General features: G+C 47.8%; 8 protein-coding genes, 2 tRNA genes and 2 pseudogenes. 5 read left to right on the top strand and 7 right to left on the bottom strand.

The window, feature by feature from the left end; genetic code table 11:
* Positions 1–45: 45 nt before the first annotated feature.
* A pseudogene (locus ACXAGQ_RS00060) lies at positions 46–3,123 on the bottom strand (efflux RND transporter permease subunit); the annotation flags it as partial.
* Entirely contained in the window at positions 3,123–4,241 is a 1,119-nt protein-coding gene (locus tag ACXAGQ_RS00055; protein ID WP_475250711.1) for an efflux RND transporter periplasmic adaptor subunit, read from the bottom strand. The pseudogene ACXAGQ_RS00060 and the gene ACXAGQ_RS00055, both read right to left, overlap by 1 nt.
* A gap of 197 nt (positions 4,242–4,438) precedes the next feature.
* On the opposite strand from ACXAGQ_RS00055, the gene ACXAGQ_RS00050 reads away from it, so the two are divergent.
* The 4 genes and pseudogenes from ACXAGQ_RS00050 to katG all read left to right on the top strand — a co-directional run bounded on the left by ACXAGQ_RS00050 (position 4,439) and on the right by katG (position 9,145).
* Positions 4,439–5,392, top strand: a complete 954-nt coding sequence (locus tag ACXAGQ_RS00050; RefSeq protein WP_475250709.1) for a M23 family metallopeptidase — start codon at positions 4,439–4,441, stop codon at positions 5,390–5,392.
* An 8-nt stretch (positions 5,393–5,400) separates the two neighbouring features.
* Positions 5,401–5,754 carry a bactofilin family protein gene (locus tag ACXAGQ_RS00045; RefSeq protein WP_475250707.1) on the top strand — a complete coding sequence of 118 codons (354 nt, stop codon included), beginning with the start codon at positions 5,401–5,403 and terminating at the stop codon, positions 5,752–5,754.
* Positions 5,755–5,900: 146 nt separating this feature from the next.
* Complete coding sequence (locus ACXAGQ_RS00040; protein ID WP_475250705.1) at positions 5,901–6,797, top strand: hydrogen peroxide-inducible genes activator; 897 nt, start codon at positions 5,901–5,903, stop codon at positions 6,795–6,797.
* A 157-nt stretch (positions 6,798–6,954) separates the two neighbouring features.
* Positions 6,955–9,145, top strand: a pseudogene (gene katG, locus ACXAGQ_RS00035) (catalase/peroxidase HPI).
* Between the two features lie 120 nt (positions 9,146–9,265).
* Here katG and ACXAGQ_RS00030 read toward each other — a convergent pair.
* Entirely contained in the window at positions 9,266–10,030 is a 765-nt protein-coding gene (locus tag ACXAGQ_RS00030) for a glutathione S-transferase N-terminal domain-containing protein (protein WP_475250703.1), read from the bottom strand.
* Positions 10,031–10,279: 249 nt separating this feature from the next.
* On the opposite strand from ACXAGQ_RS00030, the gene deoR reads away from it, so the two are divergent.
* Entirely contained in the window at positions 10,280–11,026 is a 747-nt protein-coding gene (deoR, locus tag ACXAGQ_RS00025; RefSeq protein WP_475250701.1) for a DNA-binding transcriptional repressor DeoR, read from the top strand.
* Positions 11,027–11,101: 75 nt separating this feature from the next.
* On the opposite strand, the gene ACXAGQ_RS00020 is transcribed toward deoR, so the two are convergent.
* The 4 genes from ACXAGQ_RS00020 to ACXAGQ_RS00005 form a co-directional block, all read right to left on the bottom strand.
* On the bottom strand, positions 11,102–14,272 hold the full coding sequence (locus ACXAGQ_RS00020; RefSeq protein WP_475250699.1) for an ExeM/NucH family extracellular endonuclease: 3,171 nt from the start codon (positions 14,270–14,272) through the stop codon (positions 11,102–11,104).
* A gap of 37 nt (positions 14,273–14,309) precedes the next feature.
* Complete coding sequence (locus tag ACXAGQ_RS00015) at positions 14,310–15,392, bottom strand: porin (protein ID WP_475250697.1); 1,083 nt, start codon at positions 15,390–15,392, stop codon at positions 14,310–14,312.
* A gap of 364 nt (positions 15,393–15,756) precedes the next feature.
* Positions 15,757–15,832, bottom strand: a tRNA-Val gene (locus ACXAGQ_RS00010).
* A 47-nt stretch (positions 15,833–15,879) separates the two neighbouring features.
* Positions 15,880–15,956 (bottom strand) — tRNA-Val (locus tag ACXAGQ_RS00005).
* Between the last annotated feature and the right edge of the window lie 28 nt (positions 15,957–15,984).

The raw sequence follows: 15,984 nt of genomic DNA, 5'->3' as shown, positions 1-15,984 counted from the left end.
CTTGTCCTCTTCATTTGGCTTTGGCTCACGCTGCTCTATGCGCTGTTTGTGATCCCGCCCTAGCATCAATAAGCATGGGGTCAGGATCAGTGTTAGCACCGTTGCAAACGCCAAGCCGCCTGCTACCGCTGTGGCTAACTGTGACCACCATTGGGTGCTTGGCGCCCCGAACTCAACTAACCGGTTAAGTAGGTCGATGTTCATTTCGAGCACCATAGGCATTAGGCCTAAAATCGTTGTGATAGTGGTTAGCAGGACAGGGCGCAAGCGCTGGGCACCAGTATGCATGATGGCGGTCGCCTTATCCAACCCGCTGTGCCGGAGTTGGTTGTAGGTGTCGATCAAAACAATATTATTGTTGACTACGATACCTGCCAGAGAAATTACACCGATCCCGGACATAATGATGCCGAATGGCCGCTGGAATATCAGCAGCCCTAAGAACACACCGACCGTCGAGAACAATACCGCACTTAAAATCAATAGTGCCTGGTAGAAGCTATTGAATTGGGTAATTAAAATCAGTCCCATGACGGCGAGGGCGACCAAAAACGCATTTTGCAAGAACGCGGAAGACTTCTCTTGGTCTTCATTTTGCCCACGCACGGCCACAAGTGTACCTGGAGGGAGAGGCATTTCTGCAATGGCCGCGTTAATAACGGGCAGTTGTAAGCTCAGGTTATAACCGGTTGACATATCAGCCATGACCTCGATAACCCGTTTGCCATCAAGGCGGTTGATGGTGCCTTGTTTGGGTGATGGGGTAATGCTGGCAAAATTGGTGATAGGTACCATGCCATACAAGGTTTTGACCCTTAGCTCATCGAACCGCCCGATATCCCTTTTGTCTTCGGGATAACGAACCAGGATGTCGACTTCTTCGTCGGTGTCATCTGGCAGGAACTCACCGATTTTCAAGCCGTTTGTCACAAACTGAACGGTATTGCCGACCAGGGTGGCATCGCCACCAAAGCGGGCTGCGTCATCACGGTTGATATTGATTTCCCAGTCGATGCCTTCTTTATCAGCATTATCAGAGATATTGGTGAATGCCTGGTGAGACTCGAGCCAATATCTGACTTGGCGCACCGCATCATTCATGTCTTCGGTATTGTTCCCGGAGACTTCAATAATCAAATCATGTTCACTTGGCGGCCCTGCCTGTGGGAATTTGAATTCGAGCTCTATCCCCGCAATATCGGCAGTTTTTTCCCTCATCTCCGCGATAATCTCTTTAATTGGCCGGCGCTCCTGCCAGTCCATAGGGTTGAGTTGGATCTGGCCAATCTCGTCGCTGCCACCGGTACGGGTATAAACACTTTTTATTCCTTCGGTGCCCATAATCCGCTGCTCTACCTGGCGCATCAAGATATCTTTCTCATAGATAGACAAGTCGCCATGGGAGCGTGCCTTGATAGTGAAGTGGGGGGGATCAACTTCCGGGAAGAACACGACGCCAAGGCCGGCCTTGCTGTACGCAAAGCCAACAGCAATGGCAAAGACAAAGGCACTAATCAGGATTTTTATCGGGTGCTTAATGGCAACGGCTAGGCTGGAAAGGTAAAGCTTGGTGATCCCCTTGGCCTGGCTGAAATCACCCTTTTCCATAGCGATTTTGCGTTCTTGCTCTCGCTTGGTGGTGTATTGCGGCTTACCTAGGACACTCCCCAACACAGGGACAAATAGCAGTGCCATCAAGAGTGAGGCTGACAATGTTGCGATCAAGGTCATGGGCAGGTATCGCATAAACTCGCCGGTGGTATCCGGCCAGAACAGCAAAGGGGCAAATGCCGCAAGCGTGGTTGCTGTAGAGGCCGTGATCGGCCATGCCATACGTTTGGCCGCCTCGCGGTATGCCTGCTTGCGCCCAGTGCCTTCCTGCATTTTCCTGTCAGCATACTCGGTCACAACGATAGCGCCATCTACCAGCATACCGACAGCCATAATCAGCGCGAACAATACAATCATATTGACTGTGATACCGCTGACAGCCAGCATCAGCAAGCCGGTGAGGAAAGCGCCGGGGATAGAGACGCCGACCAAGAAGGCGGTTCGGGTTCCCAATATCGCCAATATCACAATAACAACCAGAATAATGGCCGACAGGATGTTGTTCTGAAGGTCATTGAGCATGGTCTTGATATCGTCGGATTGGTCGAAAGTATACTCGACCAATAAGTTATCCGGCCATTCGTCGCGCTTTTGTGCTTCTGCAATTACCGCTTTGACGATATTGACCGTTTCGATAATGTTTTCGCCAGCTCGCTTTTTGACATCAAGCACGACAGCGGTATCGCCATTTAGGCGGGCGAAGCTGTCGGGGTCACGGTAAGCACGTCGTATTGTTGCGACATCACCGAAAGTGACCACGGTATTGCCATCAACCTTAATTGGCAGCTCAAGGATATCTTTCAGAGAATCGAAGACGGAAGGCACTTTGACTGAAAACCGCCCGTAGCCGGTATCGACAAAACCGGCGGCCACCACACGGTTATTACGAGCTACCAAGTTAAAGACATCTTCTTGGTCTAGGCCATAGCTTTCCATTAGCAGAGGCTCGACGAGTACCTCGACGACATCTTCCCGGTCACCGGCAATATCGACTTCAAGTACTTGCTTGAAACTTTCCAGCTTGTCCTGCAATTCACGGGCAATTTGTATCGTCGTTCGTTCAGGAACAGTCCCGTAGAGCACCAGAGACAGTACCGGCTCATAACTGGCTAAGGTGACCTCGTGCACGGTAGGCTCATCGGCATCTTCAGGCAACTTGGGTTTGGCCAGATCAACAGCCTCACGTACATCGGTCAGAGCCGTTTTGATATCTGAGCCGACAATGAACTCTAGCGTCACCGAGGCATGGCCTTCAGACGCAATTGCACTCATTTCTTTGACCCCTTCAATAGAGCGCAACTCTTTCTCTAATGGCCTGACCAATAGCCGCTCGGCATCGACTGGGCTGATACCTTGATGGCTTACAGAAACGTAGATGACAGGGATAGTGATATCAGGGCTAGATTCTTTGGGGATCAGCCTGTAGGTAATAACACCGGCCAGTAAAATCAATACCAGCAAGGTGAGCATGGTACGTGAGCGGTTTATCGCCGCATCGATCATGGCAAACATTACTCACTCCCAGCCTGGCGGACAGTATTTTGGCGGACAGGAATCACCTTATCACCATCCCTAACAAAACCTTGCCCTGTTGTAATGACTTCGACGGTTTCTTCGGTACCGCCTAGCCAGACACCGTCGGGTTCGACTTTGACGATTGATATTGGCACGAAGTGGACTTTGTCACCGGCAGCCAACGTCTTGATACCTAGGTTTCCTGCTTCATCAAGTGCAAGCATGGAAGGGGTGATTTTAATGGCAGGTTCTGTCGCCAGGATTAAATCGAGGCTAGCACTGGTACCTGCGGTTAGTGTCATGTCCGGGTTGCTTATCTCTACCTCGATAGGATAGGTATTGGTAGATTCGTTGGCGACGGCACCTCGGAAGCTGAGCTCGCCAGCCGTGGAAAAGCCGGTTACCAAGTGGACATCAGCCTGCTGGTTTTTGTAAACCTTATCGATATGGCGTTCGCTGACATCCGCACTGATCACCAGCGGGTCTAGATCAACGATTGAAATGATTGGATCCCCAACACCCAGATAGTCGCCTTTTTCAATATAGAGGAGTTCGACAATTCCGTCGAAAGGGGCGCTGATCTCGGTATTGGCCAGTGCCAATTCCAGCCCCCTGACTTGTGCCTTGGCTTCAATCAAGTTGGCTTCTGCTTGACTAAATGCCACTTCACCTTGCAGGCCTCTGTTTTTAAGTGACTTAGAGGCATTGAACTCTTGGTTTCTTACTTTGAGCAAAGCGTTGGCACGTGCTAGCTGTAGCTCTCGGTCTGCCTTATCAAGTTGGATAAGTGGTTGGCCTGATTTTACATGCTGCCCTTTGCGTACTAATAAATTCTCGACTTTTCCCGCAACTTCGGCCCCGAGAGTAGCTTTGCGGTTAGGTGCTGTGCGGCCATACAGGGAAAGGGTACGGGTAACAGGTTGAACGGTAAACTGCTCGATAACCACTTTAGCGAGAGGGGGAGCGCTTGAATCTTCACCTGCCTGTTCAGGAGATGCGGGGGTATCAGATGGAGTCGGCTGGTTACCACTCAACAACCAAAAACCGATACCGAGCAAAATAAATGCGGAGAGTATCCAAGGTTTACGCCGAAAAAGTTCCTTGATAGAAATCATCTGTTACTGTCCCTAGTAAGCAAAATATCAGTATGTATTGTTAATCGTCAGTTATTAAAAAGGCTTATTCAACAACATTTTGCATACTAACAATAATTAGCATGAATGTTAATTTGAAGAATTTGACCTGACTCGCTTAATAAAAATGGAATGTTTGTCGTTTACATAATTAGTGGTTTATCAATAGCAGTAGCACTATGAAGGAACAAATCACAATATCGGTTTCGTCGATACATGGGTCTAAACACTTTCAGCTGAGCAACCAGGCCCAGCGTAATCTACGCTGGCTGGCAATAACTGCAGTTACGGTAACGCTAACCGCAGTAGGCTGGATGGTTTACCTCAAGACTGAAGCCGATGACGCGAAATATAAACAAATGGAATTGGAAGCCCAGTCATCAACATTGACTGAGGAACTTGAACAGCTGAAGGCGCTGAAGTTTGATCTAGAAGCTGATTTGGATTCCCGTGAGAATAGGCTGAGTGGTGTGTCAGACCGACTCCATGAGCTTGAAGCCCTTTTGGGTGTCGATGTGACTGGCGAAGTCGATGCCATCGAGCATCGTTTGGATGTTGCTGCGATCAACTCAGCGGTACGCACTGCGATTTTAGAGAGTTTGCCAAATGGAGCGCCTGTGGTAAATGCTAGGCAGTCTTCGCAATTTGGCTATCGTATTCATCCTATTACAGGTAAGCGGCGTTTACACCGAGGGTTGGACTTTGCGGTAAATACGGGTACGCCCGTCTACGCACCGGCAGATGGTGTAGTGGAAACCGTTCGGCCAAGCAAGGAAGGCTCTGGTAACTTTTTGCGCCTGCAGCATACCTTTGGCTTTTCTTCTTCCTATTCCCACCTACACAAATTTGCCGTGAAAGCCGGTGACTTTGTTAACAAAGGCGACCTCATCGCGTACTCCGGTAATTCCGGCCTGTCATCGGGGCCGCACCTGCACTACGAGGTGCGCTTCGTAGGGCGGGCGTTGAATCCACGGCCTTTCGTTGATTGGAGCCTGGATAATTTTGAACATATTTTTGAACAAGAGAGAAATATTCAATGGGCATCTTTAATAAACAAAGTGGAGCAACAAGTCAGCAAACAACTACAACTGTCATCGCAGCGGGATGTGATATCCAAGGCGAATTCAAGCTAACCTGTGACATGCAAGTAGATGGCATTATCGATGGGACATTGAAGCTCGAAAAAGGGTTAATTGTTAGCCGAAGTGGTTCAATCAAAGGAGAAATCTGGGCGGATAAAATCATCGTTAATGGTCAAATAGAAGGGGTGTGCCGTGCCAATGCCATCGAGATTTTAGATAAAGGCGTGGTCTCCGGCAGTATTTATTGCGATAACCTGAGTATCGACCGTGGCGGCAAATTTTTTGGAACCACTTTCCCGGCTGAAACCCAGCATGTTGTCGAGTTCACCCCGAAAGGCAAGGCAGAAGAGAAAAGCATAAAAGCTGCAGCCGAGGGGAAAGGGGAAGGGCAGAAGCTGAAAAAGGCTCAATAACAGGACTAAAAAGCGGCTCCTTAGTGTCTATAATTATACCCAAGTTACAGTTAAGTCGCGTAATTTCAACTTGTTAACTCATGCTTTGTGTTATAGGAGGTTGAATTGCGCAACTTGGCTGCCATGCTTTCAGACTTTGGGGCGCAATGATTTCTATCAAGCAGTTGACCTATGCTCTTGCCGTAGAAAAAACCTTACACTTCAAGAAAGCTGCTGACCTCTGTTATGTCAGTCAGTCGGCTCTCAGTGCCGCTTTGAGTGAGTTGGAAAAGCAGCTCAGCCTGCAAATTTTCGAACGTAACAATAAACAAGTTTTGGTTACGCCTATTGGGCAAGAAGTACTAAAGCGGGCGAAAGATATTTTGCTGCGGATCGAGGACTTGGAGCATTTGGCTGGCAGTAAAGGTGAACCCTTGAGCTTTCCTATGAGCATCGGGGTGATACCGACTATTGCGCCATATTTGCTACCCAGGATCTTCCCTATCCTCAATGAACGTTTCCCTCTGGCGGAAATCAATGTGGTCGAAGAGCAGTCGCAGCAGCTGGTCGATATGGTTCGCAGTGGTGAAATAGATACAGCTATATTGGCATTGCCGTACCCCTGTGATGGGTTGCTGAGCTTGGAGTTTTGGCAAGAAGACTTTTATTGGGTCACCCTCAAAGGCGCAATGCACTCACAGCAATCAGAGATCACCAGCGATGAGGTAACTCAAACCCGATTGATGTTACTCAAAGAAGGTCATTGCCTGAAAGATCATGCGCTGGATGTGTGCAAACTCACTGAGCAACGGGCCAATCATGGTTTTGGCGCGACAAGCCTGAATACGCTTATCCAGATGGTACAGGGTAATTTGGGAACGACATTGATACCCGCGATGGCTAAAGACCAGCTGATTGCCGCGAACGATCAACTATCGGTTATTCACCTCAATGAACCCAGCCCGCACAGACGGGTTGCTTTTGTCTTTCGACCTAATTATACCTGCCTACCTAGTATCGAAGTCTTGGCCGAGATTTGTAAAACGTCACTGCTAAGCAGTTGATCTCAAGGCTTCCAGCGACTATTTGTTGTTAATCATATTTTCTTATAGCAGTGTTCGGAAAATTCCAATGTTGTTTTCAAACTCCTCCTCCTAATCTAAAGTCACTGCTCTTAGAGCTTGCTGGAAGGGGTCAAAAATGAAAACGTATCCACGAACCATGCTTGCTTTAGCGATCTTATCTGCTTTGATATTCGCATATCCTGCTTCGGCTCTGGCTGGTGAACCAATAGTAATCAGTTCTGGTGGCCGGAACAGCTCAATTTGAGCGCGCTGCGTGACCACGACTCACGCTCTAATCCATATGGGGCGGATTTCAACTATGCAGAAGCTTTCAATACTCTGGATCTCGCCCAGGTTAAGCAAGATATTGAAAAAGTGCTGACCACGTCGCAAGACTGGTGGCCGGCAGATTTCAGTCACTATGGCCCCTTTATGATCAGGATGGCATGGCACAGCGCAGGTACCTACCGCGTGGGGGATGGCCGAGGCGGTGCCGATGGCGGGCAAATGCGTTTTGATCCGTTAAATAGCTGGCCGGATAACGCCAATTTGGATAAAGCGAAGCGGCTTTTATGGCCGGTTAAACAGAAGTATGGCCGAGCGTTGTCGTGGGCCGATTTGATGATCTTAACGGGTAATGTGGCGCTGGAGTCTATGGGTTTCAAAACCTTCGGCATGCAGGTGGTCGTACCGATGATTGGGAGCCTGATTTGGTCTACTGGGGGCCAGAAAAAACCTTCCTGGCTGATGAACGACGAACAGAGGATGGCAAGCTGCAAGGCGACTTGGCAGCTATCCAAATGGGGTTGATTTATGTGAACCCTGAAGGCCCTGGGGGCAATCATGACCCACTGGATGCGGCAAAAGATATGAGGCTCTCATTTGGCCGTATGGCGATAAATGATGAAGAAATCGTCGCACTGGTGGTGGGTGGTCATACCCTTGGTAAAGCACATGGTGCCAAACCAGCGAAGGATTGTGTAGGACCAGAGCCCGGGGCAGCACCGATTGAAGAGCAGGGTCTGGGCTGGATAAACAAATGTGGTAAGGGCAATGCCGAAGATACCACAACCAGTGGCCTTGAAGGGGCATGGACTTCAACGCCTACAGCTTGGTCAATCATGTATCTGGATTTCCTGCTTAAGTTTGACTGGAAACAGGTCAAAAGCCCGGCAGGGGCGACTCAGTGGATACCCACAGATGAAAGTGCGGCGAATTTAGTCCCAGATGCCCATATTGCCGACAAGCGCCATGCACCCATCATGTTCACGACTGACTTGGCTTTGAAAAAAGATCCTGACTTTTTGAAGATCACTCAGCGTTTTCGGGATAACCCCGATGAGTTTGACAAAGCATTTGCCAAAGCCTGGTTCAAATTAACCCACCGTGATATGGGTCCGAAAGTCAGATACCTCGGAAGCGAAGTGCCTGAAGAGGTACTGTTATGGCAAGACCCAATCCCAGAAGCATCCTCGCCAGCAATCGGTGACAGTGATATCGCCAATTTGACAAAAGCAATCATGGATGCGGGTATTTCTAGCCCTGAGTTGATCAGAACCGCTTGGGCTTCCGCCTCAACCTATCGTGCCAGTGATATGCGTGGTGGTGCCAATGGCGCAAGGGTTCGCCTCGAGCCTCAAAAAGATTGGATGGTCAATAACCCTGAAGAGTTGGGCAAGGTACTGGCTGCACTTGAGAAAGTACAAAAAGATTTCAATGAAGCGGGCGGGGCACAGGTCTCTATGGCTGATTTGATTGTCCTTGCTGGTTCTGCCGCGGTTGAAGAGGCTGCGAAAAAAGCCGGATATGAAGTAGAAGTCCCATTCATGCCCGGGCGTGGTGACGCCAGCCAAGAGCAAACTGATATCGAGTCTTTTGCCGTCCTAGAGCCAAAAGCCGATGGTTTCAGGAATTACTTTGCTGAAGGGAATTACTATGGCCCTGCAGAAGCCTTGGTTGACCAAGCCAGTTTACTGGATCTATCGGTACCGGAAATGACAGCGCTGATAGGCGGTATGCGGGTGCTTGATGCCAATACTGGCGGCAGCCAGCACGGTGTACTTACTGATAACCCCGGCACTTTGAGTAATGACTTCTTTGTGAACTTGCTGGACATGTCGACCAAGTGGAGCAAATCCGGCGAGGAGGGTATTTACGAGGGGCATGACCGTAAAACCGGCGACAAGAAGTGGTCTGCGACCACGGTCGATCTTATCTTTGGTTCGAACTCTGAGCTCAGGGCAGTAGCCGAAGTGTATGCCTCTGATGACGGCAAAGAGATGTTTGTGAATGACTTCGTCAAAGCTTGGACCAAAGTAATGAATGCCGATCGTTTTGATCTGAAGTGATCTTTTGACAACGATGTAGGTATCACTATTGGGATGGTAAACTTTTGGCCGTGAAGGAGACTTCACGGCACTTTTTTCATAGCAGCTAGCTTTATAGCAGTTTGCTTTGTAGCAGATAGCTTATATCAGATAGGTTTGCTCTAAATACGCCACAATATCTGCCGATTCAAACATTGCTTGATTGGTGTTGGGATCCATTAAAAAGGGCACCTGCACGTTGCCGTATTGTTTGAAAAAGGCTTCTCGCTTGGTGTTTGGCAAAGGCTGGTAAGGCTTGAGGTTCCACCGCATAGTCGCAGGCCCCAAATCAGAAACCTGCTGCTTGCCCAAGTTGATCAAAATGTAGGTCAGCTCCAGCTCACAGAGCTTTTCTCGTACCAGCCTTGCAAAAGGGCTGGACTCAAAGCTGTATAAAATCAAAGGTAGCTCTGGCTGATTGGAAGGTTGGGCTTGAGTACCTGAATTAAAGCGAACTGCTGATGCCAGCGTTGAACTTACTTGATTGGTGACTTTACCAAGCAAGGAAGTCGAAGCAATTACTGGGCCGTAATGCTGGTTAAGGTGTTTGAGGATTGATCTCGCGCCCTGCATGGCCTTGGATTGGTTATTATCAACAAAAACGGGGGGCTGGATATTACCCTCTTTGCCTGCCTTGCTTTTTAGTGCCTCGAGGTTTTTGCCTCCTCTGGGGCAGGGCACAATAAGAATATCTAAATTCAATTGGGTCAGCACTTCGCGAACCAGTCTGCATTCGGCATTGTTCTCTTGGTCAAACAGCATCAGAATTTGCGCGGGCTGCTCTGTGGTTTGATTAGCTACAGTCCCCTGCCAGCAGCGGTACGTTGATGCTAACAGTGAGGTGGTGACGTCGAGAGTGTGCTTCATTGTTAACCTAATTCCTTATGGTAAGAGCAATGCGTTCAATAGTTCCTTGGGGCTATTTGTATTCTAGTCGATGAAAGATAAATCATTCAGTGACTTACATTACATATTTGCCAGGGGTATATTCATTTAAATTAGCGATCCCGATAGAAGAATACGGAGAATATTCTATTTTGCTCCGAATCGTTAGATATACTACATCCTATCGACCATAGGTTGTTGATAGGTAAAACTAAGGTGCTAGCAGGAAGCATGAAAACGGAAAGCAAGCAGGACAAACGGTTAAGGCAGCTAGCGGAACTGCTGCAGGGCCAAGATAAAATACACCTCAAAAAGGCAGCAGAAATGTTGGCGGTGTCTGAAATGACACTGCGTCGTGATTTAACCCTTCCTCATCCAACATTAAGTGTCATTGGTGGTTATATCATCAATAAACACTCAGGCAGCGGCGGCGCCGAGTATAAGATCATTGAACAGCATGAAAACCATGTCAGTGAGAAAAGCGCCTTGGGGAAATTGGCTGCCAAGCGGGTTAATGAAAATGATACGGTTTTTTTTGATAATGGGACAACCACTGTTCATATTATTCATGCCATAGATGACGATATTGCATTTACCGGCGTCTGTTTTTCTTTGAATATTTTCTTGGCTTTGAAGAGCAAGCCTAACTGTAAGCCTATCTTGTGTGGCGGTCAGTTTGATGAAAAATGTAATCACTTTTACCCGCTATCAAACCAAAGCGAATTGGATAACCTGAGGTTTGACTTGATGTTCGCCTCTGCGGCGGGGATCGATTTCGAGCAGGGAATTACTTGCCATGCACTTACCGAGTTACCCTACAAACGCCAAGCTATACGCCAGTCACAGAAAACGATTCTGGTTGCCGATAGCAGTAAGCTAGGCAGGGTCAGGAAGGCGTTTGTGTGTGGGATCGAAGATATTGATGAAATCTTGTGTGACAGTGATTTACCGGCCAGTTGGCTTTCTGCTCGAGAATAATAAAAGAGGCTGAAGTCAGCCTCTTTTTACTTTATGGGTGTTTATAATCAGTGCGAGCCTTTTGGCTAGGTGTCATTACTTACGCTTTCTACGCAGCAAGCCTAACCCCATGAGTGACAGAAGGCCAAACCAACCGGTAGAGCCGCCTGAACCATCATAAGTCGGCTCAGTCACTTTAGGTTCCAATGAATCGCGTTTAACCACTTCCACATCCATTGACACGGTAGAGTTTGCAATAGGCTCAGCGCTAGATTTTGTGCTGGCAGGGCGCTCCAATGTCATTGTCACTGTGTAACGTCCTGCTTCGATGCCGTTAACGTCAAACATGACTGTTTGTTTGCCGTCTTCTGTTAGCGTCATCTTAGGTAGCGTCACTTTGCTTAGGTCGGCAGGTGCAGGGGAGAACTGGATACTAGCTACATCGCCAGCAAGTGCTTTGTCGGTTGGGACTGGGTAAGCCACTTCCATACGTCCGCTCTTTGTTGACAGCAAGACTGGCTCGCCAGCAGTTTCACCATAGCCGTAGCTTAATGTGATGATGGCAGAGTCATGATCCGATGAGCGGAAAGGATCTTCTGAGTAGAATGGGTTTTGTCCCCAAGAGCTACTCTTGTATTTGCTGCTGTAGTCAAACAGTGGAGATTCCGCGGCATTGATATGCCAGTCGGTTGCATCAATCAAACGATTTGTCAGTGACGGGGTGATCAATACATGGTCAAGCGAACCGATTTCATCGTTGTAGGAGTAGCTCCATACCATGTGTTCTTGCTTGGTTTCTTTCTCTACTTTGTCATTGATCATCTCAACTGCGTTGATCAAGCCGTATGACTTAGTGATCTCAGCACCATTCGGACCGAACTGTGGTTTGTAGCCAATAAATGTATCACGTGCAGCACGGATCGTTTTTCCTTCAGGAAGTGATTCAGGGATCGTTGTGAGCACCATCATTGGATCTTCATAGGTGTAGGAGTTGAAATCTCCCATTACCACTTGATCACCGCCCATTTTTGCAAGTTGCTCGCCCAGCGCGACAGCACCCGCTACACGGAAGTTTTCGCAAGAACCTTGGTAGTCATCATTTTTGACATCGTCATCTTTCGGATCAAAGTTTTCCCAAGTCTCCCAACCTTGCCAATCTTCCCAACATGTTGAGCCTTTAGACTTAAGGTGGTTAACCGCAACCGTCAGTTTCTTACCGGTATTAATCAGCCGGAAAGTCGCGGCAACAGTATTACGCTGGAAGTTCTTACCGTTTTCACGGATTTCACCTTTGTCGTCAGTAATTGGAGCACCGTTTTCATCGGTGATGATAGGCGCTTCCTGACGCGGCATTTCAATAATACGAGATGATTCGATAGCCACTTTACTCGGGCGGTATAACAGGCCAGAGGTAATGGCATCACCGCCTACTGAGTCTTGTTCATCCAGTACCACGTCGCCGTTTGAGTCGAAGCCAACAAATGCGTATTTGTTGTGAATTGATTCAGCCTCGTTGCGATCCTCGTAGTTTTCGTAGTAGTACTTTTTGTTGACGGCATTAACGAGTTCGGTGATGGCGCTGTAAGTACCAAAACCGTTGTTTTCGATTTCCATCAAGCCAATGATATCGGCATCCAAGCCATAGATTGCCTCGACGATCTTGGCTTGCTGGCGTTCAAAATCGATTTGGCTTTCGGCTCCGCGGTTGTCGCCATGCTGGTTTTCCGCACCGCCATATGGCGAGTTGAAATAGTTAAGGACATTCTGAGTTGCCAAGCGAATAGCAAACGCATCCGATGTAGTCTCTTCACTAACTTCTGGCTTCGATTTACGGTCGGTATTATGAATGAAGTTTGTATTGTCCACCTCATTCATTGGGATCAAACGGTAATCACCGTAAGAGAAGTGGATAACACCTTCTAAGCCCACAACACTGTCGTTGATGCGGATGTAGTTGTTCTCTGGATCTGTTTGAAAGTCAGGGTAGTAAGGGATCTCACCATTACCTGGCTTCTTGTCACTGTCGACATACAAGCGGAAGTTATCGTTTTCAGCCATCTGATCTTTAGATGCCTGGCTGCCTGCAATGTTATCTTGGTTAGGCTGCATATTAGGGCGTTTGTAGGCCAGAACCATGTTATTGCGGTAGCTGTCGTAGTCAAAGCTGAATGTGCGCGATACACGCATATCTTCTTTGACTTTTGGATTGTCCAAATTGATGTCTTCCGGCAGGCGAACCAGCATACCTTCGTGGCGCTCTAGGGACTTTTCAAAATTGCCGCCATCTGCGGCAATCATGGTGAGATCCACTGCTGCCGGTGGGTGAATACCTTTGCTTTCATCAACTGACCAGCCGTCAGCAGCAAGTAACGTCAAACCGAAATCTTCTTTGACTTTACCGGTAACGGTAACCGATGCGCCAATTTCTGGCTGATCTTTGGTTGTGCTGATAAACAGGCCGTTTGACGTTAACTCGTTGCCATCGTCGGCATAGATGTAGAAGCCTTTGACCAAAGAATTTGCTACTGCTGAAACAACACCAGTCACGCGGTAGCGATCTGTTGACTGATACTCACCATCCTCAAGCAGCGGTGAGCGGAATCCTTCCCCTTGGATCTGACCGACTGTCGTATCTAGCGGCTCTGCAGGTTTGTCTTCAAGGGTTGCGATACCCAGTCCGGTGAAGTCATCTTTTGCGAACTCTGACCAATGCCCAGGTTCGTGAACGGTTGTTTGCTCTGAATTAGATTCATAGCGACGAAGGGTGACATCCTTTCCCCAGTCATTGTCATATTCAGCAACACCAATAACATCTAAAACATTGTCTGGGTTATCGGCATCCGCTATGAAAATGCTGTCATTTCCACTGAAAGTTAGGGAGTTGTACTTGAAGTCGTCATAGGCAGCCGCTTCAACCAATACGGCCTTATTGTTAGCCGCAGCGGATTTGAGCTCGTCACCGGCTTCTCGGTTTACAACGACGATAACGCCACCGGCCGGGATGGTTTTATTGGTTAGGACTGGGTTACCATCAACATTGTAGACTTTATTGTTGTAAATTTTACCCCAAGATTCGTTGCCAAAGAAAAGGGCATGATCGTTGGTAAAAGTAAAATCTTCATTACCCGTATTCTTGATCTCGATGGCTTTGTTAGCTGAAGATCCTTCGACATATTCAGAGATAATAATATCGTTAATGCCCGCCATGGCTGGAGCAGCAAGGGCGGCAGCAACCGCGGCTGATACCAGTGTTATTTTGTTTTTCATAGACGTTTGACTCTTTATTTTTAGTTATTGGTGAGATTTAGAAATAAACACGTGCGTAGGCATAAACATCTTGTGCGGCTTCGCCGACGTTGCCTTCGATAGCTAGCACAGATGAACTGGTTGGCTTGTAATTAACACCCAGGGTGCCCCAAGTACGGCTGCTTCCCCAGTTGTAGTCTTTACCATCCCAATACTCGCTGTCCTTGTCCCAGTTCTCATAGGCTTCATAGTTAGCCGAGCCGACGACTTGCCATTGTTGTGACAGGTTATATTTGGCTGAAACTAACGCACCCTTATGATCGAGAGTCTGGTAGTCGCTGTAGCGTTTGATGGTGTTGTTAGGATCGCTGACATCGACAGTGGTACTTTCCTGGGCGATATCTTCTTGCTCGAGGAAACCGTTGAAACCAAGAGTAAGATCTTGAGTGACAGCCAGGCGCATACCTAAGCCAAGTAGGCGTTGTTCACCGTATTTTGAATCACCCTCGGAGCCACCGCGCCCTTCTAGGCCAACAACAATAGAAAAGACTTTGCCAAAGTAACCGGCATAACCGTTGACGACATCGCCAAGCTCAGAACCCGAGCTAGATTCAGCGTTGTAACTGTATGAAGCACCAACTTTGATGTCACCATAGCGGCCTTCGTATTTTACCGTCGCGTCTTGATCACCGGCTTCTCCGGTTTCTACCGTGGTGTCGAACGTAAAGTCACCGTACTTGTCGTAGTCGTCAAACGCCGTATCCGTTAGGCCTGCTTCAATGTAGTGGTGATCATTGAACTCGTAGCCCAGATAAAGCTTATCGATGCTAAGCACCATGTCACCCGAGCCGTATTTCCAGTTTTCGCGTTCGTAGTCCAGTTCGAGGCGGTAAAGGATTTCGCCATTACGGCCTTTGGCACCAAGAGTGGCAAAGGAGTCATCAATGTAGCTTTGATCTTTATAGAACTCGCCAGATTTAAAATCAGCGCCAAAGTGACCACCGATACCAACCTCGCCGTAGATATCGAGGTAGTCGCCGTTATCAGCTTGGTAAACGGTGGCTGCTTGTAGTGATGGGGCAACTAGTAGAGCAGAAACAAATGTAGCAAGAGCTGTTTTTCTATGTTTGAGAATGTTCATTCGTTAACCTTTGTTGTAATTCAAACATTTTTTATTTCTTTTGTTTCAATTATCACTTTAACGTTTGCGATGAAGCAATTATTGGCTTCCATTAATGAGAGGGAGGTCAATATTCTTGTAACATCTGTTAGGAAATGTTTCTGGATAAACAGCGAGTGATTCAAATTTAACTCTATGATTTTATGTGTTTTTAATGATTAATTGTTAGTTTGGTGTGATGGAGGTAGTTACTCTTGATGTGAAATATCTCTGATTAAGTGGGATAAATAATCTAGGGATGGCTTTGTTATGTTATAAACATTTTAGTTGGGAGGGGGAGCGCAGAAAGCAAAAAAGCCTGTTCCGAAGAACAGGCTTTTATAAGTGGTGGGCGATACCGGGCTCGAACCAGTGACCCCCTCCTTGTAAGGGAGGTGCTCTCCCAACTGAGCTAATCGCCCGAATAAATGCTTGGGAGCCTCAAAGAGGAAATGCATTTATTGGAATTTGGTGGGTCCGGGCGAACTCGAATCGCCGACCCCTACCATGTCAAGGTAGTACTCTAACCAACTGAGCTACGGACCCAAATTTTGTACTTCTTAATGGTTAGCTA

It is taken from the genome of Photobacterium sp. ABD4_091, from assembly GCF_056160145.1.
The sequence above is the reverse complement of the archived record's forward strand: the minus strand, read 5'-3'. Positions and strand labels throughout refer to the sequence as shown.

Coding starts and splice junctions, on each gene's coding strand:
- ACXAGQ_RS00055 (WP_475250711.1), bottom strand. CDS start 4,241: ATGATTTCTATCAAGGAACTTTTTCGGCGTAAACCTTGGATACTCTCC.
- ACXAGQ_RS00050 (WP_475250709.1), top strand. CDS start 4,439: ATGAAGGAACAAATCACAATATCGGTTTCGTCGATACATGGGTCTAAA.
- ACXAGQ_RS00045 (WP_475250707.1), top strand. CDS start 5,401: ATGCAAGTAGATGGCATTATCGATGGGACATTGAAGCTCGAAAAAGGG.
- ACXAGQ_RS00040 (WP_475250705.1), top strand. CDS start 5,901: ATGATTTCTATCAAGCAGTTGACCTATGCTCTTGCCGTAGAAAAAACC.
- ACXAGQ_RS00030 (WP_475250703.1), bottom strand. CDS start 10,030: ATGAAGCACACTCTCGACGTCACCACCTCACTGTTAGCATCAACGTAC.
- deoR (WP_475250701.1), top strand. CDS start 10,280: ATGAAAACGGAAAGCAAGCAGGACAAACGGTTAAGGCAGCTAGCGGAA.
- ACXAGQ_RS00020 (WP_475250699.1), bottom strand. CDS start 14,272: ATGAAAAACAAAATAACACTGGTATCAGCCGCGGTTGCTGCCGCCCTT.
- ACXAGQ_RS00015 (WP_475250697.1), bottom strand. CDS start 15,392: ATGAACATTCTCAAACATAGAAAAACAGCTCTTGCTACATTTGTTTCT.